The sequence below is a fragment of the Bythopirellula polymerisocia genome (assembly GCF_007860015.1).
In the GTDB taxonomy this organism is placed as follows: Bacteria; Planctomycetota; Planctomycetia; order Pirellulales; family Lacipirellulaceae; genus Bythopirellula; species Bythopirellula polymerisocia.
The window spans coordinates 198,325-218,264 of the sequence record NZ_SJPS01000002.1 but is presented as its reverse complement, the minus strand read 5'-3'; the positions used below and the strand labels follow the sequence as shown (position 1 = coordinate 218,264).

Genomic DNA, 19,940 nt, shown 5'->3' with positions numbered 1-19,940 from the left:
CTTCAAGCTTGCCATGCATGGCAGCTTTATTCTCTGTGCAAGTGACTCAGCCGGCACTCGAAGTGGGAGATACTGGAATCTTGCAGATTCTCTATGATAGTGAACCGGACAACTTTACATTCGCTAATGGGGGAATTAGCCTCAATCTCTCGAGCTCCAGACAGGGTGTCATTCAGTTCACTGCCGCCCAAGTGAACAACGATAAGGAGAATTGGGCACTAGTGGTGGCTAGAGACATCTCCAGCGATTCTGTTGGTGAACTGAGGGCCTTCTCAGTTCTGACCCCGGGATTTGTTGAATCGGGAACCCAACTTTTCGCCCAGATCGAGTATACCCTTTTGGGAACAGGTTTCACTGAACTCTCGATCGATGTAGAAGGAGAGGACCCCTTATATGACGGTACTGAGGGAGACGTATCCAGCAATGTGTTTGCCCAGGGGCTCTGTCTGGGAGAATGTAATGGAGTTGAACTGCCCGAACGAATAAATCTCGGAGAGCGACTAGCAGCGCAGATCGCAGCCGGGAAAATTCCCGCACCCTTCATACTAGAAGAGACCACTATCCCGGCGTGTTCAAGCAATTGCTCCACAAGGAAGCCTACACCTGCTATTCCATCTCAGCCGTCGTCACCACCAACGGCATCTCCGCCAGTCACACCAGCGCCACCTTCATTGGAAGAACCAATTGAGCCACCGCCAGTTAGTGAAGTGGTAGAGAATCCCGTCGAACTGGACTTACCAGGCGAAATTCGTGTGCTTCCTTACATCGATCTTAGCGAGTACCTCATTAACGTCGATTGGATGCCCCGCTACACTCCTGCCAGTGGATTGAATCTTGTCGCGTTTGATGGAGTGGGCCATTCAAGCAGAATCTTCGACTCGGCCGATGGAACGCTGATGGAGTTCGGCGTGCCCATGAATTTATCAGATCAAGACAGCGGCTTGGCGTTGGGCCATTTGAATGTTCCCGAGCCAGCCACCCTCGTCTTGGTCGGATTGAGCATGATCGGTATCGTCCTTAGTCGTACCAAGGACTAGGCGAGATTTCCACTTCATCTCTTGCCTGGTCCCATTCTCCGCTACATAGGGAACGGGGGATTTCCCAAACTCTCTGAATTTCCCCGTGTTGCATACCTGATCGCAATTGCATCTCAATCGCGACACTTTTATCTAGCCAAATTCCCTTAAACAGATCGGGGGGATTCTCTTTTTGGTAGAACCCCAGCTACACTTAACCGCTTCTACCGCAGTACTTTTCGGCGTTCCGTGAGGGGGGCATGCTGCAGTACAATGTTTCTGCCTGGGTTCTGGGGACGAATTGGCATTGCGGTTGCACTTTTGGGGTCAGGGACCCGAGGGCTAGGGGTTGAAAGCATTGATATCAACCTCCAGCCCCCGAATCCCAGTCCCTAACTTCAGTTCCGAACATGAAATACTTACCCAGTGATCTTATTGGCCTGATCCTGGCCGGCTCTGTTGCCGCCTGTTTCGCTTCTCCATTTCTCTATGGGCAGGGCTCGCCCCCTGGAAATGATCCTTTGGCCATGTGGCGCGAGACCTCGCCGGGCTTAAGTTCCAACGCCGCCTTGGCGTTCTATCGGTTGCGAAGCTCCTCGACGGCTCCCAGCGTCTTGAATCCGCGCCTTCAGCCTGGGGCAAAGAACCAGCAATCGACTGGCTACTATCCTTCGGCAACGCGTGGCAGGGGTCAGCAGGGCATAGCATCTTCCTCGACTGGACGGCCCGGATACGGACTAACCCCGACAAGATATGCCACCGGCAAACCATTCGAAGGCATCCGACCTGCTCCCACAGCCTTTGAACGCTATTGGCCACTTTTGTTAGAAGGGCGCCAGGATCCCCACACGGGAGTAATCATCTGGTCGCTGCCGTAAGAGGGGCCTAGGATTTGGGGGCTGGGGGCTAGAGTTTGTAAATCAAGATCTTGCAAATTCCCCCAGCCCCCAAATCCTAACGCCTGTTAAACTATAGGAAACACTACTCAGGCGTCGACACGCTAGGCGGATTCGTGGGGGCAGGCGTAGACACACGCGTGCCGTTTGCCGCCGAGGCTGCTGCACTGGTCGCAGGCTACGGCTCGTTCGGCCACCAGTTTTTCTTTGATTTCTTCCTGCTCACCAGCGATCAGATCCAGGCGGAGATTGAAGTTGGTGTTGCCCAGGGCTACGGGTGCGGTCACGCGGGCCGAGACAGCATGAAACTGCCAGTCGCAGCTGGCATCGCTTATTCTACTGTCTTACCAGCAAGTTAAGCCACTAGAATTCCTGCGGACTGAAAATAGGAACAGTGATGGGTTATCAAAGCCTTCAGCAATGTGTTGACGATCTCCAGCGGCAGGGGCAACTGGTGCACATCGATGCTCCCATCGACGCGAATCTGGAGGCGGCGGCCATACAGCGACGTGTGGTAGCCGCGGGTGGGCCTGCCCTCTTATTCACGAATGTCGTCAATTGCCGATTTCCGATGCTGGCGAATCTATTCGGAACGCGAGAGAGGACGCGACTAATATTCCGCGATGGCATCGAGGCGATTAAGCAGTTAGTGCTATTGCGAAGCGACCCCCAACAATTGCTACGCCGGCCATGGCACTTTCGGGGTGTGCCGCTGGTAGGACTCTCTATGCTTCCCAAGAAAGTCGCACGAGGACCAATACTCGCCAATCGTACTACGATCAGTCAATTGCCACAACTCAAGAGCTGGCCCCAGGATGGCGGGGCGTTTGTTACTCTGCCGCAGGTCTATACAGAGGATGTGCGCCAGCCCGGCCTGAAGCACAGTAATCTGGGGATGTATCGAGTGCAGTTGTCCGGCGAGCATTACAAGCCAGATGAGGAGATTGGGCTCCACTATCAAATCCACCGTTCGATTGGCGTGCACCATGCAGCAGCACTCGCGGCTGGAAAACCTTTTCGTGTGAATGTGTTCGTAGGGGGACCGCCGGCGATGACGGTGGCAGCAGTGATGCCCTTGCCTGAGGGAATGAGTGAACTCGGCTTTGCGGGGGCATTGGGGGGGCACCGGGTCCGAATGATTTCACGCCCTGGAGAGTTGCCTTTCCATGCGGATACTGATTTCTGCATCGTTGGGGAAGTGATCCCTGACCGACTCGAACCGGAAGGGCCGTTTGGTGACCACCTGGGGTATTATAGTTTGACTCATCCATTCCCCGTCATGCGCGTGAAAGAAGTTTACCACCGCGACGGAGCTATTTGGCCCTTTACTGTGGTAGGCCGGCCGCCGCAGGAAGATTCGATGTTGGGGGAGCTGATTCACGAAATCACGGGGCCGCTCATCCCCGAGGTCTTGCCGGGGGTGCGAGGTGTGAATGCCGTCGATGCCGCCGGGGTACATCCATTGCTCCTGGCAATCGGTAGCGAACGTTACATGCCTTTCCTCACAGCGGGCCGCCCACAAGAGATCCTTACTCAGGCAAGTGCCATTCTGGGGCAAGGGCAATTGTCACTTGCCAAGTTTCTTTTGATAGTCGCTGAACAAGACGATCCACAACTTGATATCCACCACATCGAGCAATTTCTGCGTCATCTGTTACAGCGGGCTGATTGGTCCCGCGATTTACATTTTCATACTCAGACCACGGTCGACACACTCGACTACAGCGGGACGGAGTTAAACGCAGGTTCCAAGGTAGTGATGGCCGCCGCTGGTCCGGCACGCTATGAACTAGCAACAAGCGTCCCCAGTGACTTAAAACTTCCCTCTGGCTTCCGCGATGCACGCTTGGTTTTGCCTGGATTGATGGCGATCACTGGTCCACGATGCCCGGCACCTTCGTTTGACTACGATGTCTCACACGTTGCGCATCAGGAGTCTCGCCGCGAAGTTGCCACGCCTTTGGAACGATTCTGCGCCGAGATTTCACCCGTAAATTTGGACGGAATACGTTGGATCGTGGTCGTAGACGAAAGTCAGTTTGTCGCGGAGTCTCTACGTAATTTCTTGTGGGTTACTTTCACACGCACCAACCCAGCCGCAGATCTCTATGGAATCGAGAGTTTCGTTTTTGACAAACATTGGGGATGCAGGGGACCGCTGGTGTTCGATGCCCGCATTAAGCCGCACCATGCCCCCGTGCTGGAGGAGCCCCCAGAAATCACCCGCCGAGTCGATTCCCTTGCCACTCCAGGTGGACCACTTCACGGAATAATTTAGCGGAATCACCGTTGGTGGCCTACAAACTCCTGTTCAGGAATGGCACATTTATCGTTATCTTTGAGGGAACAACATTGTCCATTCTCACAAGAGGACTCCTCTAGATGGTTAAGCTCACATTTCACGGAGCCGCTCAGACGGTGACCGGTTCTAAATATCTGCTTGAGGCCGGCGATGCTAAAGTCCTGGTGGATTGCGGCTTGTTCCAGGGTTTGAAGAAGCTGCGCGAGTTGAATTGGGAGTCACCTGCGTTTGATGTTCGACAAATCGATTCGGTCGTGCTGACGCATGCCCATCTCGATCATGTTGGCTATTTGCCGCGAATCGTGAAACAGGGTTTTCGCGGCAAAGTCTACTGCACCCCTGCCACAGCAGAGTTGGCGGAGATCATTCTTTTGGACTCGGCCAAGATCCAAGAAGCAGATGCGGACTACGCCAATAAGAAAGGTTTCTCAAAACATATTCCAGCGTTTCCACTCTATGAAGGGAGCGATGTCAAGGAAACATTGAAGTTGTTTCGCACCCAGGCCCGCGAACACTGGTTTTCGCCGGCCGAACCGATCGCGATGCGATTCCATGACGCGGGGCACCTCCTGGGTTCCAACCTGATCGAGGTCGAGATTCGAGACCGCAAACAACCTCTGCGAATTGTCTTTTCCGGCGACGTCGGTCGCTACGATGGACCGCTCTACCACGACCCCACACCGCCACCAGCCTGCGATTACTTGATCTGCGAGAGCACCTATGGCAACCGAGACCATCCCGAAGTTGATTTGATGCAGAGCTTGGCCGACGTAGTGAACCGCTCTGCCAAACGGGGCGGGTTAATGCTCGTAGCGGCGTTTGCCATTGGCCGTTCACAGCAGTTGATATATCTCTTGCAACTACTGAAGAAGGAAGGCCGCATCCCCGACCTGCCAATCTATTTGGATAGCCCCATGGCCTGCAATGCTACTGGAGTCTATCGCGAGCACAATGAAGACCACGACCTTAGCGAAGGGGATCTTGATCGCGACCATCCGCTCCTGGCTGGCCCACGTGTCTTTCTTTGTCGCAAGGCAGAGGAATCGAAGGCCCTTAATCGGCATCCTGGACCCGCCATTGTCATCGCCAGCAGCGGCATGATGACAGGTGGCCGGATCGTGCATCACCTCAAGCGACGGCTCCCCGATCCGGAAAATACCGTTGTACTCTCTGGCTACATGGCCGAGGGGACGCGAGGCCGATATCTCCAAGAGGGCGCAAAAACACTCCGCATGCACGGACAGGAAATTCCTATACGGGCTGCAATCGAAAAGATTCCCGGCCTTAGCGGTCATGCCGACCGGAGCGGACTATTGCGGTGGCTCAATCCACTCCCCGATCCCAAGCGGGTATTTCTCACGCATGGGGAAGTAGAAAGCAGTGAGTCGCTTGCTGCGGAATTGAAGGATTCTCGCGGCTGGGACGTGCATCTTCCTACCCTGGGAGAAGCTGTAGAACTTGAATAATGGGAAGTTACTTGCCCTCTCGTGCCAAGCTTGTCGATAAGTTAAAGTTGCAAAACAAGGTAATACTGCAGAGCGACCCAGCCCATCCCTGGGCCCGACAAGTCCCCAATCAGAAGAGAAACGATGGACCTTCCCCCCGAAGTTGAAGAAAACAGACAGGCGATACTTCGTTCGCCAAGCTATCGCATGGCTGAAGTCGATATCGACTTTTTGGGGCGGGCTGCGCAAAGACCGATCCGAATGCAACTCGAACTGCACAAAGTTGAGACGCTGCTGCGCGAGAACAAAATCGACTCTACCATCGTCGTATTTGGAGGAACTCGAGTCGTCGAGCGCGATATTGCCGAGCAAAGACTCGACACGGCAAAAAAGCTGTTTGCCAAGAATCCCTCCGACGACTCTGCTAAACGAGGAGTTGTTCGCGCCGAGAGCGTGCTTTCCAAGGCTCGTTTTTATGACGACGCAAGAGAGTTTAGCCGTATCGTTTCGTCATCTTGCCAACACGATGGCATATGCAACTTCGTTATTGCAACCGGCGGAGGACCGGGTGTAATGGAGGCTGCCAATCGGGGTGCTTTTGAAATCGGTGCCAAGAGCATCGGGTTTAACATCGAGTTGCCTCATGAGCAAGAACCCAACCCGTACATCACGCCGGAGTTGTGTTTCCAGTTCAGCTATTTTGCGTTGCGGAAATTCCACTTCGTGTTGCGCGCGGCAGCGCTGGTCGTATTCCCTGGTGGGTTTGGAACACTCGACGAACTTTTTAATACACTCACGTTGCGCCAAACGGGGCGAATGCAGGAGATTCCCATCATTCTCTATGGGAAAGAGTACTGGAAAAATGTGATCAATTTCCAATACCTGTCTGACCACGGTGTCGTGGCGGATGACGACCTGGAACTCTGCTACTATGCTGATACCCCGGCAGAGGCGTGGAAGATCATTGCCGATTTTCATCACGTTGGCTGATTTTCTCCCTTAATTAGCGCATATCTGTGGTTCCAGGCTATATTCGAGCCTTGCACCAGGGCTACCCCTTGGGATAATTACCGAGACAGTTACGTAGCCGAGTCTCTCCGAGACTCGGATTTCATTCGACAGCGTCGAAATGACTGACTCTGAGAGACAGACCTACGTGATGCAACCAGAGTCGACACAGCAACCCTTTCAACCCCAGCGATGAGATTCATGAATTTTCAAGATAAACCTTCTGTGCGTCCGTTTTGTATCTGCTTGATGCCAGTGATCGCCCTTTTGACAATGACATCGATTCCTCAATTCACCTTTGCTCAGCCAGCACCGATTAACCTTGCCGATAAAGACGCCGATTCGATACCCGTACCAGCCGATGCTCAGACTGCCGAGGAGCTGTTCGAGTTCATGGACGGACTGGGAGAGATGGAACCTGAAGGCAAGAGCGATGAGGAAGTGATCGACCACCAGAAGAAGATATTTCGCACAGTGCTAAATGCGGCAAACAAAATCCTCACGATGGAGATCACTAATGAGCAAGCGGTAGAGGCGAGTTTCTACAGGCTGCAAGCTCTGCAGTATTTGCGGGAACTGGGTGAGCCCGGTGCTCCCGATCTTTTCGGCCAAGCCATCCAAGCGGCTCTCGCCGACGAGCGCCCAGAAGTGAACGATATAGGTATGAAATTCAATATCGAACTTGGGTTGGGTATGTGGAATAAGTTGGATGAAGCGCAGCGAAACGAAGTCATTGATTCGCTCATCGCATTTGTCACCCGTGGGACACCCGATGGAAAAAACTTGCAGATGGTGATGTCCGTGGTTGATTTTTTAGGGGATCGAGGAGGATCTGCCCAAGCCAAACGGCTCCTGGATGCTACGATTCCCATCTATAAGAATTCCGACGATCCGGACTTACAGCAGATCGTGCCGATGCTGGAAGGGATTGCAAGGCGGATGGCGTTGCCCGGCAACCCAATTCTTGTCGAAGGCACATTGCTCGATGGCACTAAATTCGATTGGTCAAGCTATCGCGGCAAGGTAGTTCTCGTAGATTTCTGGGCGACTTGGTGTGGACCGTGTCGAGCAGAAGTGCCGAATGTTCTCAAACTCTACGAAGCCTACCATGGAAAGGGATTTGACGTGGTCGGAATCAGCCTCGACGAAAAGCGAGAACAAGCCCAAAGTTACATTCAACAAACAGGCATCCCCTGGGTTACAATTTTTAGTGAGAACGATGCCCAACGAGGCTGGGAACAACCACTAGCTGTTTATTACGGAATCACCGGCATCCCTCGCGCGATTCTAGTCGATCAGGCTGGAAAAGTCGTAAGCATGAATGCCCGAGGCCCCATCCTAGAACGCGAACTCCGCAAACTCTTGGGAGAACCTCAGGCGAGCCATGAAGCTTCCCCTGAGAGCCAAACCATCGAGGTCGCTAAGCCTGTGCTCAGTGATTAAAATTGGAACTGTTGGGAGTGTAGGTGACGATCCGGCCTCGGTGGTCTTCGATTAAGAAGTAGTTCGCAGTTTCTACTCGCATGTCAGCCTCGTCCAGGACGAGTGCTAATTCGTGGCAAAGTGAGCGTAGGCTTAACTTGAAAACAGTTATTCACTCTTGTAGCGTACTTGTCTTTCTCTTGATTGGCCAATCAAGCACCTTCGCTTGGTGGAATCACGGTCATCGCCACATCACGGAAGGGGCGATTGAATATCTTCCCTATCCGCTGAAGGGTTTCTTTCAATCTCAAGCTGCAGACTTGATCTTTATGTCGGGGCAAGAGCCCCCTGGTGCTCACTACATCGATATTGATGTATATCCTGAGTTCTTCGCCGGCACCTTTCCTCGAGACTTGGATGTCTTAGTTGGTATCTATGGGGCTCCCTACGTTACAAGCGTTGGCAAAGGGCCATGGACGTTTGTTGATTATGTCGAGACTCTGACTGCAGCGATGGCAGCAGCTAGTAGCCAGCAGGATTGGATTGACCTGATATCCCTAGCCGCTGCTCAAGCACATTACATTGAGGATTTGCACAACCCGTTGCATCTAACCTACAACTACAACGGACAATACACGGGTAACACAGGCATTCATGCGCGATATGAGGGAGAAATGATCTTCCGCCACCTCGATGAACTGACTTTTTCCGAAACAGAAGCTGCCTATGTGCCTTCAATGCTAGATTTTGTTTTCGATGGAATAGACTCCCACTATGGGTTTGTTGAGGACATCTTGGCGGCAGACACTATGTATACTGGTCCACACGACGAGGCCTATTATGCAGGCATGTGGGCAGAAACGGGCGAATTCACGCACGATTTATTTCAACAGGCGGCCGAGGCTGTTGCAGCCTCCTGGTACACCGCTTGGGTGAATGCGGGATCTCCTCGGACTTTCCTGGCATACTCTGCAGATTTTGAAGGAGATGGCGATGTGGACGCTCTTGATCTCGATCTTTGGCAGACAGCTTACGGAATTCGAAGCGTGGCTGATGCAGATGTAGATGCCGATACAGATGGGGCTGATTTCCTTCAGTGGCAACGCCAGTTTGGATCCAACTTCTCGACGAGTTCTACGTTGAAGGTCGTTCCGGAACCGATTAGTAGGTCTTTGTGTTTTTTAGCGTTGACTTTAGCAGGATGCTGGCCACGTTTGAAATGACTTGTCGAGAATCATACCGTCTAATCGAATTTGCCCTGCATGATTCTTAGGGCTTCTTGTGTTTCATTTCGCTTCTTAATTCAGCTCGGCATGGCATGGCGGATTCCTCAAACAAGATCGTCCCTTTGGAGTACACTGGTGCGCTGGCCGAGCCGTGGTCTGGAGGAAAACTTTTGCGGCTCTTGGCGGTGTTTGGCCCGGCGGCCATAGTGGCCTCCGTCGCCATCGGGGCTGGAGAAACAATTGTCGTGGTGCGAGCCGGTTCCTGGGCCGGTTACGACTTGATGTGGCTTGTGCTTCTGAGTGTTCTTGTAAAGGGAGTGTTCGTCACCTACATGTTGGGCCGCTACACTGCGGTAAGTGGAGAACCACTGAGTCACAGGCTGGCCCGTGCGCCGGGTCCACGCGGCTGGTTGCTGTTCTTAATCGTTTTCTTGGAAATGGCCGCTGCTGGACCCTTGTGGGCTGCAGTTGCTCGGCCTTGTGGCGACCTGTTGTATTTTCTCTTGTTCGAAGATGCTTCTGCAGCGCCAGGCCGTGAACTCCATGTCGAGCGCTGGATTACCACGCTGTTTATTCTCGCGGCGTTGGGGTTTAGTTTTCTACTCAATTACAGTCGCCTGGAAAGGCAGCAGGTGGTTATTTGTTGCCTGCTGGTCGTAGGTACGTTGCTGGGTACGATCTTGGTCCGTCCTGATCTTTGGGCCGCTCTCAAAGGAAGCATTTCCTTCGGTCATGTACCATCCTATCCAGAATGGGCACCAGCAGGTGTCCGCCAGCAACCTGCAACTGCCTTGGCAACGACATTTGGCTACGTAGGAGGAAGTGTCCTCGGCTACATTGTCTATGCTAACTGGATCGGCCTGCATGGCTGGGGACTCACGGGTCATCCCCAGATTGATGAGATTCGCATGCGGGCCGCTGCCGGTGTTCCTGGCGATTATCTCCCTACCGAACCGACACAAGTGGAAAGGATTCGCCGCTCGCTCCTGCCGCTTAAGTGGGACGTCGGCTGCGGGGCACTTGTGCTGTGGATAGTGAGTGCGTCGTTCATGATGGCCGGGGCAGCTGTGCTCTACCCACTGTTGGCCAGTGGTAAGCTTCCTGAAGCATTTTCCGATTGGAGTTTGTTAACCGATCAAGCGCAGGTGTGGAGGAATATCCACCCCGCACTAGTCTGGGTCTATTATGTATGTGTGCTAATTGCGCTCTGGGGTACGTTGCAGGCCTTTCCGGAAATCTACTCTCGCGTGATTCATGATTTTTCCCAGGCGATCTGGCCAGAAAGTCATTGGACTTACCGAAAGGTCCATCTGTCGGTAATCGTCTATGTTTTTGCCGCTGCATCGCTCGTTGTATGGAGCAATCTTAAGTTCGACACCATTACCCATATCGTGGCCTTCCTAACCACAAACCTCGCTGTGGCTATTTCGATGCTTGCAGCGCTATATCTCAATTTCCAGCTCCCTCCTGTTTATCGCACCCGTTGGTGGATGCTGTTGGGAAGTGTTCTTTCCGCCGTGATCTTGCTAGTAGTTGCTACAGTGAGCGGGGCTGGACTCTGGGCTGAGGTGTGGGCCATGATGTGGCAGACCTCGGTCCTAAAATAGCATTTTAAGGTGTCTACGCGAACATTGTTCAAAGTCGTCATTAGCAAACGATCTACTTGATTAGACAGTGTTTACGGCGATAATTCTGGGATGGCAACTCCACTCCCCGCCGTCAGTTCTCGTCGGAAGCAATCTATGCAGTCACGGGAACGATCCGCCGCCTCGCTTATCGAGTTGTTGGTTGTGTTGTTCATCATAGGAATCATGATGAGCCTCCTACTCCCTGCTTTGCAAGGTGCCCGCAATCGTGCCCAGGACACTGTTTGCGAAAACAATATACGTCAACTTCACTTTGCGATGTATCAATTCATAGACGTGAAAAGAACATTCCCGACACCTAATCGCTGGCCGGTCGACATTCTCAAGTGGATGGAACAGAGACCCCTGGCCGACATGATGAAAGACAATTACGATCGAAATGCTGACTTCCCACGGCCCCCGTTGCTCCGCTGTCCGATGCAAGACGATTTCGCTAGCCGTGTGCCAACTGTGGACGTATGCCACTATGTACTTACGGTTACCCGCAATGACAACGGCAAGCCCGAGGGGCCCGGATGGGAAATTCACGATCGCAATCTCCTCGACGACGACGTCATCGAAGAACCGTGGTATATCGGCCCTGAAATGTCGCACCTCTCTCAGCAGCGAATGTTCGCCAACGAACAGGGCCCCCATAATTCCGGACTGTTCATGACTCGTGGGGGTTTGGTACCTCGGTAATTTGTAGGCCTGACCGAGCCACGCAAGTCCCGGCAATCGATTAGCGGTTTCAGGGTCAGTGCTGGAAATTGTAGAACTTGTACCGGCCTACATTTTTTTTCTGGGTTTATCCTTTGATGCAAGACGAGCCTAGTCGCTCCCAACTCATTTGCTAGAATGGCCGGTCTAATTTCTGTGCGATTACTTATTTAATATTTTCTGGAAATTGTTATGTCGAATAAGCCACTCAACATCGCTCTGATCGGCTACAAGTTCATGGGCAAGGCCCACAGCCAGGCTTGGCGAACGGTCGGTCGTTTTTTTGATCTTGATCTCGATCCCGTGATGAAAGTGGTTTGCGGGCGAGACACGAAGGCCGTGGCAGAATTCGCGGAGCGCTGGGGCTGGGAAAACTCTTCCGCCGATTGGCGAGAGGTTGTCGGTCGCGATGATGTCGACGTGGTCGATGTTTCCACTCCCGGGAGCACCCACGCCGAGATAAGCATTGCCGCAGCCCAGGCGGGCAAACACGTGTTCTGTGAAAAGCCACTCGCTTTCACGGTGGCTGAAGGAAAGAAAATGCTTGCCGCTGTTCGCAAAGCGGGGGTGAAGCATATGGTCAACTTCAATTACCGCGTCTGTCCTGCCGTCGCGCTCGCCAAGCAGATGATCGACTCAGGAGCGATTGGCGAGATTCGCCACATCCGCTGCACTTATTTACAAGATTGGTTGGTGGACCCTGAGTTTCCGATGAATTGGCGCCTTCGCAAAGATGCCGCCGGCTCGGGAGCCCACGGCGACCTGGGTGCGCACTCCATCGACTTGGCCCGCTTCCTGGTCGGCGAGATTGATGAAGTGGTCGGCACGAAGAAGACTTTTATTACCGAGCGTCCTGCTGAAGGGACTTCCGATGGACTCACTGCCACGGCGGGCGAAGGGACTGAGCAAGTGACCGTTGACGATTCGTCGCTCTTTTTAGCCAAGTTCACTAGCGGTGCCTTGGGCTCCTTCGAGGCGACACGCTTAGCACCTGGTCGTAAGAACTTCAACCGCTTTGAAATCAATGGCAGTACCGGATCGCTTGTATGGTGTTTTGAGGATTTGAATTATCTCGACTACTACTCAACGGATGATCCAGGCAATCAACAAGGATTCCGCCGGATCATTGCTACTGAGGGCGACCATCCTTACGCCGGAAACTGGTGGCCGCCCGGGCACATGCTTGGTTACGACCATGGTTTCTCTCACGCGGCCTACAACCTCACGCAATCCATTGCCAAGGATCTGCGTTGCGTTCCCGACTTCCGCGATGGTGCCCAATGTGTAGCCGTCTTGGAAGCAGTAGATGCCTCGGTTGATTCAGGCAGTTGGGCTAAAGTAGAAATGATCGATTGAACCTTGCGGCCACGTAAAGCTTCTCTTAACCAATATCTAACCGAGTAAAGAAATGAATCAAATCAAGGCTGGCATCATCGGCACGGGATTCATTGGCCCCGCACACGTCGAAGCTCTGCGTCGTCTTGGATACGTCCAAGTCGCGGCAGTTGCGGAACGCGACACGGCTCTTGCCCAAGCGAAGGCCGACGAATTATCGATTCCTAAAGCGTACAGTGACTACCACCAGTTGCTTGCCGATCCCGATATTCAAGTCGTGCACAACTGCACTCCCAACCATCTCCACTTCGAAGTGAATCGCGACATCCTCGCAGCCGGCAAGCATGTGATCTCCGAAAAACCGCTGGCGATGAATTCTACTGAGTCGAGGGAACTGGTAAAGCTCGCAGAAGCCGCCGGGGTTGTGCATGCGATCGACTTTAACTACCGCTATATGCCTCTCGTGCAGCAGGCCCGGTTGATGTGTCAGGCATCGGACGAAGTCGGGAGAATCCTTGCCGTTCACGGTTCCTATCTGCAGGATTGGTTGCTTAAAGAAACTGATTGGAACTGGCGATTGGTGCCCGAGATGAGTGGCGACTCCCGGGCCGTGGCTGATATCGGTTCCCACTGGTGTGATCTGATCCAGTTCATTACTGGACAAAAAATCGTAAAAGTGATGGCCGATCTGGTCACGATTCATCCCTCGCGGAAGCGCCCCAAGGTGGAAGTCGAGACTTACGCCGGCAAAGTACTTCAACCCGAAGATATGGAAGAAGTACCGATCAGTACCGAGGATTATGCATCGATACTCTTGGAATTCGATTCGGGCATGCACGGCGTTCTTACTGTTAACCAATGTGCTGCAGGGCGAAAGAACCGGCTCTACTTTGAGATTGATGGAAGCAACAGTGCCTTGTCTTGGAACCAGGAACGGCCCAACGAATTGTGGGTGGGCCGTCGCGACGGACCGAATCAGACGATCATGAAGGATCCCAGCCTGCTCTATCCTGCGGCCCGCGAGTATGCTCACTACCCAGGCGGGCACAACGAGGCCTATCCCGATGGGCCGAAGAATCTGTTCCGCAATGTGTACGGATTCATTGCTGGCAAGAGGGCAGGGGGCGACTTTGCCACTTTCATTGATGGCCACAATGAGATCGCGATTTGCGATGCGGTGCTCAAGAGCGGCCGCAAGAAGCAGTGGACCGCCGTGGAATATTGAGTGGCTTTCGACTCCTTTCGAATCGAAGCAACCGCTACAATCCCCCCGCATTCACCGCATGTGCTGGCAGAAGGAAAATCCTTCCTCGCTTTCATCGCGATTCCTGCTGCATTGGAGGCGGTATTGCCGTAAAATTGACGGTATCGCACGAATGAGGCTGCATTCAACTTAGCGAATTGGTAGAGTCCTGAGGAATCACGTTCATGGCGAAACTGGCCACCTGTCCTGGCTGTACTACTCAACTGGCGTTGCCTGAAGAAGCGACGCTTAGTGACGAGGCCCGTTGCCCTCGTTGTGGTGAAGAGTTCCCTTTGATGGAAGCAGTACAGTTTTCCATCCCCACTGCCGAATTGATACCAGCGAACGAACGGAATACCTCCAGCGAGGTTGTCGAATGGGCCGCGAAACCCCTAGAAGGCAAGCAGACAGACTTCTGCGCAGCGGTGGATGAACCCGTTGAATCAGATGAAGAAGAACCTTATCAGTTTCAACCGAAAATGCCGGAGAGCATTGATCCCGACCTGAATGCCACGCTCTCCGACTGGGAAGCTCGGCTCAAACGAGCCATTTCAGATACTGCGCCGAGCGAGATGGTAGAAGATTCTACCGGCGACGATCCTCAACTATCCTGCGAAACAGAATTCAAGCTGGAAAATAAGAGTATCGACGAACTCAAAGACTTCTCCTTTCCCCACGAAGACCTTGAACCGCAGGTTGAGCCTGAGTTGGAGCCCTCAACGGGCCCATTGTCGGCGGCAGAAACTGAAGAGTTCGAGTTCGTTTCCGCTGAATCGACCATAAGTACGTCTGCCGATGCTACTACAGCTAATCTCGTGCAGCCTACCTCACCGGAAATGGTGATCAATACCACTCAAACATCAAGTCCCCGTAAGAAGAAAAACCGCAGTCTCTCTCGGACAATGCTCAGTGCTAGTCTGGGCGTCGTTGGGATCCCTCTGGGGCTGTATGCCTTGTTGTGGATCAAGGGCCCCGCAGCAGATATGGCCCATCTGGCAAACTACTTGCCCCAATTCATTTTGCCTCCCTCGATGCAATCTCCAACTTCGAGTCTTGAGGAGAATGCAGAGACTCTTGCACTAAACCGTTCCGAACCCTTGCCGTCCAAAGATGAGCAAGCGACGCCACCCTTAGTGGCCGATCCCGAAGTCCAGCCGGCTACTGCGGAAGTGCCAGCTTACAACGGCCCACGATTCGAAATGGTTGATGGCGAGGAGTTTAGTCAGCTGTTATCTGTCGCCTCTCAAGCCGCGCCGGATCTTATCGCGGGAGATCTCGCGGCTCAATCAGATAAGTCCCGCATGGGACACGCGTACATCTCCCTCTGTCGGCTCGCCGACAAGTGCTCGTTCATGAACCAGCCCGGACATTCTGCCGAGGATGCCGATCATGTCGCCGAAGCCCAGGAATTGTTGGAAACTACTTTTTCCAGTCCCGATGTCCTAGCAGATCTTCCGCAGATCGCTGGACCATGGTGGGAGTTTGTGTCCCGACCCTCACCGGGAATTGTGCTGACCGGAAGTGTTGAGCGTGTTGAGAAGACCGCTGCTGGTTCGCTAGCCCATGTGAAATTGGGAGAAATGGGAGCGTCGATTTCTGTACTCTTGGGAGGTGATTCTCCTCATCTTGGGACACAACTTGGGGTCGTTGGCAGTATCGTGAGCGACCCGTCCTCGAAAATCCCCGCACTTTCAGGACTATCAGAGCCCATCGTGGTTGCCCATTTTTCATTTCCAATTGCTGGTCCCAACCTTGGCGATATGCTGTCGGTACGGCCCCATTGATACCACAAAATCCCTCTCGCATGATTTGGAGAATGTGGTTCCGCTGGATAAAATGGGATAGCTACGCAGTATGCTACTGTTGAAAGAGACGGATTTGTGCCACAATCGGCCAACCAGCAAAGTGTATATTCAGCCGCATAGCGCTAGCAACATGTTCCTTTTGCGATGCAAAAACCGCATGCTAACTTACCGCGGCTGATTTAAAATCCATCGCCTCCGACTTGCCACCCCAGAGTCACTATGAAAGTTGCTGTCCTCCGAGAAACGTACCCAGGCGAAAATCGTGTGGCGCTGGTGCCTGACCTGCTTGCACCCCTTATAAAGGCAGGCTGGCAAGTGATTATTGAAACAGGGGCCGGAGTGGCCGCCGGTTTCCCAGACGCCGATTACCAAGCCAAGGGTGCGGAAATTGTTCCCGATCGCCAGGCGGCATATTCCCAGTCAGACGTTATCTTGCAAGTCCGTTGTCTGGGTGCCAATCCTGAGGCTGGTCGTGCAGATTTAGACCTTATCCGTCGTGACCAAGTCCTTGTAGGATGTTGCGATCCTCTCGGCAAACCCCAAGCGATCCAAGAATTGGCCGAGCGCGGCGCGATAGTGTTTGCGATGGAACTGATCCCGCGCATTACGCGTGCACAGAGCATGGACGTGCTTTCGTCGATGGCGACCATTGCGGGGTACAAATCTGTATTGAAGGCCGCCGATCACTTGCCGAAGATGTTTCCCATGCTCATGACTGCTGCGGGTACTCTCGTCGCTTCAAAAGTTTTAGTCATTGGCGCAGGAGTGGCAGGACTACAGGCAATCGCTTCGTCCCGTCGTTTGGGTGCCATCGTGCAGGCCTACGACGTACGGCCCGTGGTGAAAGAGCAGATCGAAAGCCTAGGAGCAAAATTTGTCGAACTGAATCTCGACACTGCCGGTTCCGAAGACAAAGGGGGCTACGCCAAGGAACTCAGTGAAGACCAAGTCCGCCGACAACAGGAACAACTGGCCGATGTGATCGCCGATTGCGATGTGTGCATCAGCACGGCTGCTATTCCCGGCCGACCATCGCCTTTGTTGATCACCGAGGATGCGGTCAAGCGAATGCGACCGGGCTCGGTGATCGTAGACCTGGCAGCCGAACGAGGCGGTAATTGTTGCCTTTCGCAGCCGGACCAGACAGTGGTAGAGCACGGTGTGACCATTCTTGGCCCCACCAATCTCCCCGCCGGAGTCCCCCAACATGCCAGCCAAATGTACGCCAAGAATTTGGTCACTTTCCTCCTGCTTATGACCAAGGCAGGAGAACTGGAAATGGATCAAAAAGATGAAATCATCCGCGACACGCTGGTTGCCAAGGATGGCCAAGTCCAAAACAGTCGTCTGCGCGGCATGTTAGGTCAAGAGCCGCTCGTATTACCACCAGCATCACCTCCCGTAGATCACTTGGCGAGCGAATCATAGCGATTTGCTAACAAGAGGTACTCCGGTCGCTAACACTCTCAGTTCGCCGGATGTAGACAAACAACACCAACCACTAGCCACTTACAACTATTCCGCTATGGATATCATCACCGGACTTACCATCTTTGTTCTCGCGGTCTTTGTTGGCGTCGAAGTCATTACTAAGGTTCCGCCGACACTGCATACTCCTCTCATGAGTGGCTCGAACGCCATTAGCGGCATCACCCTCGTGGGGGCTCTGCTTGCAGGCGAAGGATTCCTGGGAGGCATGCTAGGATTCCTGGCGATCGTATTTGCGACGACTAATGTCATCGGCGGATTCCTGGTCACTCACCGCATGCTGGCGATGTTCAAGAAAAAGAAGTAACTCCTACCCAAGCTAAGGGCGCACTCTAGTGTTTGACATCTTGCTGAAACAGTTTGTGATGGCCGAGCAAGGGCTCGAAAAGCCAGTTGCCAAGGCTGCCGAAAAGGTAGCTGAAGTAGCCTCTTTGTCCGAGTTTTCCAACCTGGGATATTTAGTCGCCTCTGTGCTATTTATCATGGGCATCAAGGGGCTGACCCACCCGAGGACCGCCGTCCGGGGGAATCTGCTCGGAGCCGCTGGCATGCTTATTGCCGTTTTGGTCACTCTGGTCGGAGGCCAAGTAAGTTGGCCAGTGGCGATCGCAGGCATAGCCGTCGGAACGGCGGCGGGAACCTGGTTTGCCAACACCGTCCAGATGACTCAAATGCCACAATTGGTGGCGTTGTTCAACGGCTTTGGCGGCATTGCCTCTGTATTGGTCGCGGGGGCTGAAGTCTTACGCAGTGCCCCCACATCGGGAAATATTGCGGTGGCGGGACTCGCTGCGGGGCTGGCGGGACTAATTGGTTCGGTCACCTTTACCGGATCCCTAGTAGCCGCTGGCAAGTTGCAAGAACTTTCGCAGTTCAAAAAGCCATTCAGCCTCCCTGGGCATCAAATTATCAATGCCGTCTTGATTGCCGTCACATTAATCCTGTGCCTCAACATGATGGATGGATCAGCTTGGGAATATTTTCTGCTAACGACGATAGCACTAGTGTTAGGGGTGTTCCTGGTCACTCCAATCGGAGGTGCCGACATGCCCGTGGTGATTGCACTCTTGAACAGCTACTCGGGGTTGGCAGCCTCGGCTGCCGGATTCGTCATCAATAACAATGTGCTGATCGTGGCTGGGGCACTCGTCGGGGCCTCGGGGATTATCCTCACAAATATCATGTGTAAGGCGATGAATCGTTCGCTTCTCAATGTGCTGTTTGCCAAATTTGAACCGAGTGCTGACGGCCCAAGTGACGACGAGGTCTACGCCGGCAAGATCAAGAGTACCTCTCCCGAAGAGGTGGCCATGCTGCTCGACGGAGTGCAACGTGTCGTCGTGGTGCCGGGCTACGGCTTGGCTGTCGCCCAGGCCCAGCACATAGTCCGTGAAATGGCCACATTGCTTGAATCTGAGGGGGTAACCGTCGAATACGCGATTCATCCGGTCGCAGGCCGCATGCCTGGCCATATGAATGTACTGCTCGCCGAAGCCGATGTTCCCTATGACCAACTCAAGGAAATGGACGAAATCAACCCGACATTTTCTCAATGCGACGCAGCAATTGTGATCGGTGCGAACGACGTCGTTAACCCCGTGGCGAATACCGATCCTTCAAGCCCGATTGCGGGAATGCCGATTCTCAATGTCGGAGATGCCCGTACGGTGATAGTGGTGAAACGGAGCCTTAGCCCTGGTTTCGCAGGTATTCCCAACCCACTTTTTGCAGCTGACAACTGCTTGATGCTCTTCGGTGATGCCAAGCAGGTCTTGATGGAATTGGTGGCGGCACTCAAGGATCGCTGAGGCGATAATTCCAGATAAATCCTCCCGCCCTCCCTGTTGCTAGTCTGAGAAATTGCCGCTAGAATCGTAGGTAGATATTGATACCCAGTCTCACTAGCGGATTTGTCGCTATGCCTCATGTCGAAAACATAGAGCCTTTGATTACCCTCGGTATGCTCCGGTCAGGTCAGCAGGCAACCGTGCACTCTCTGGTCGGTTCCACAGAGCTTGTACGACATCTCAGCGAGCTTGGCATCCATGAGGGCGCGCTGCTGGAAATGTTACGGCCGGGAAGCACCTGCATACTGCGGATCAATGGCACGAAGCTGTGCGTCCGTGGAGACGAACTCTTGCGTGTGATGGTCACACCGCTAACAACCACCAGGCAAGCTGGATGACGACGCTGGCACAGCTTGACCGCGGTCAGTCGGCCCAGGTAGTTCAGATCGCCCGGGGAGGTGAACTCGCGCAGCGACTCTTGGAGATGGGCGTGACGCCCGGTGTTGCGATCCGTTTCGTTGGTGCTGCTCCACTTGGTGATCCCTTGGAATTTGAACTCCGAGGCTATCGACTCTGCATGCGACGTACGGAAGCAGAGCAGATCGAAATCCAGCTGTCATAG

18 protein-coding genes are annotated in these 19,940 nt (G+C 53.5%); all 18 read left to right on the top strand.

What is annotated here, in order from left to right; translation table 11 throughout:
* Window positions 1–17: 17 nt before the first annotated feature.
* The 18 genes from Pla144_RS07100 (at window position 18) to Pla144_RS07015 (ending at window position 19,940) form a co-directional block, all read left to right on the top strand.
* Complete coding sequence (locus Pla144_RS07100; protein ID WP_197530451.1) at window positions 18–1,037, top strand: PEP-CTERM sorting domain-containing protein; 1,020 nt, start codon at window positions 18–20, stop codon at window positions 1,035–1,037.
* A 389-nt stretch (window positions 1,038–1,426) separates the two neighbouring features.
* Entirely contained in the window at window positions 1,427–1,894 is a 468-nt protein-coding gene (locus Pla144_RS07095; protein ID WP_146449438.1) for a hypothetical protein, read from the top strand.
* Window positions 1,895–2,028: 134 nt separating this feature from the next.
* The gene (locus Pla144_RS07090) at window positions 2,029–2,271 is read left to right on the top strand and encodes a hypothetical protein (RefSeq protein WP_146449436.1); all 243 of its coding nucleotides are present in this window, start codon (window positions 2,029–2,031) and stop codon (window positions 2,269–2,271) included.
* Between the two features lie 38 nt (window positions 2,272–2,309).
* Window positions 2,310–4,190, top strand: a complete 1,881-nt coding sequence (locus tag Pla144_RS07085; protein WP_146449434.1) for a UbiD family decarboxylase — start codon at window positions 2,310–2,312, stop codon at window positions 4,188–4,190.
* Between the two features lie 104 nt (window positions 4,191–4,294).
* Window positions 4,295–5,680, top strand: coding sequence for an MBL fold metallo-hydrolase RNA specificity domain-containing protein (locus tag Pla144_RS07080; protein WP_146449432.1), 1,386 nt, complete (start codon window positions 4,295–4,297; stop codon window positions 5,678–5,680).
* A 123-nt stretch (window positions 5,681–5,803) separates the two neighbouring features.
* The gene (locus Pla144_RS07075; protein WP_146449430.1) at window positions 5,804–6,649 is read left to right on the top strand and encodes an LOG family protein; all 846 of its coding nucleotides are present in this window, start codon (window positions 5,804–5,806) and stop codon (window positions 6,647–6,649) included.
* Between the two features lie 219 nt (window positions 6,650–6,868).
* Window positions 6,869–8,110, top strand: coding sequence for a TlpA family protein disulfide reductase (locus tag Pla144_RS07070; RefSeq protein ID WP_197530450.1), 1,242 nt, complete (start codon window positions 6,869–6,871; stop codon window positions 8,108–8,110).
* A 137-nt stretch (window positions 8,111–8,247) separates the two neighbouring features.
* Entirely contained in the window at window positions 8,248–9,312 is a 1,065-nt protein-coding gene (locus Pla144_RS07065) for a hypothetical protein (RefSeq protein WP_146449425.1), read from the top strand.
* Window positions 9,313–9,407: 95 nt separating this feature from the next.
* Window positions 9,408–10,922 (top strand): Nramp family divalent metal transporter, encoded by a 1,515-nt coding sequence (locus Pla144_RS07060; RefSeq protein WP_146449423.1) that lies wholly within the window; start codon window positions 9,408–9,410, stop codon window positions 10,920–10,922.
* A gap of 90 nt (window positions 10,923–11,012) precedes the next feature.
* Window positions 11,013–11,642, top strand: coding sequence for a type II secretion system protein (locus tag Pla144_RS07055; RefSeq protein WP_146449420.1), 630 nt, complete (start codon window positions 11,013–11,015; stop codon window positions 11,640–11,642).
* A 210-nt stretch (window positions 11,643–11,852) separates the two neighbouring features.
* Window positions 11,853–13,016: a Gfo/Idh/MocA family protein gene (locus Pla144_RS07050; RefSeq protein WP_146449418.1), complete on the top strand. Its 1,164-nt coding sequence runs from the start codon at window positions 11,853–11,855 to the stop codon at window positions 13,014–13,016.
* Between the two features lie 52 nt (window positions 13,017–13,068).
* Complete coding sequence (locus Pla144_RS07045; protein ID WP_146449415.1) at window positions 13,069–14,220, top strand: Gfo/Idh/MocA family protein; 1,152 nt, start codon at window positions 13,069–13,071, stop codon at window positions 14,218–14,220.
* Window positions 14,221–14,423: 203 nt separating this feature from the next.
* Complete coding sequence (locus Pla144_RS07040; protein WP_146449413.1) at window positions 14,424–16,022, top strand: hypothetical protein; 1,599 nt, start codon at window positions 14,424–14,426, stop codon at window positions 16,020–16,022.
* A 240-nt stretch (window positions 16,023–16,262) separates the two neighbouring features.
* Window positions 16,263–17,471 carry a Re/Si-specific NAD(P)(+) transhydrogenase subunit alpha gene (locus tag Pla144_RS07035; RefSeq protein WP_146449410.1) on the top strand — a complete coding sequence of 403 codons (1,209 nt, stop codon included), beginning with the start codon at window positions 16,263–16,265 and terminating at the stop codon, window positions 17,469–17,471.
* A gap of 4 nt (window positions 17,472–17,475) precedes the next feature.
* On the top strand, window positions 17,476–17,838 hold the full coding sequence (locus Pla144_RS07030; protein ID WP_231936235.1) for an NAD(P) transhydrogenase subunit alpha: 363 nt from the start codon (window positions 17,476–17,478) through the stop codon (window positions 17,836–17,838).
* 28 nt (window positions 17,839–17,866) lie between these two features.
* Window positions 17,867–19,339, top strand: coding sequence for an NAD(P)(+) transhydrogenase (Re/Si-specific) subunit beta (locus tag Pla144_RS07025; protein WP_231936234.1), 1,473 nt, complete (start codon window positions 17,867–17,869; stop codon window positions 19,337–19,339).
* A gap of 110 nt (window positions 19,340–19,449) precedes the next feature.
* Window positions 19,450–19,716: a FeoA family protein gene (locus Pla144_RS07020; RefSeq protein ID WP_146449408.1), complete on the top strand. Its 267-nt coding sequence runs from the start codon at window positions 19,450–19,452 to the stop codon at window positions 19,714–19,716.
* Window positions 19,713–19,940, top strand: coding sequence for a FeoA family protein (locus Pla144_RS07015; protein ID WP_146449406.1), 228 nt, complete (start codon window positions 19,713–19,715; stop codon window positions 19,938–19,940). Before Pla144_RS07020 ends, Pla144_RS07015 begins: the two co-directional genes overlap by 4 nt.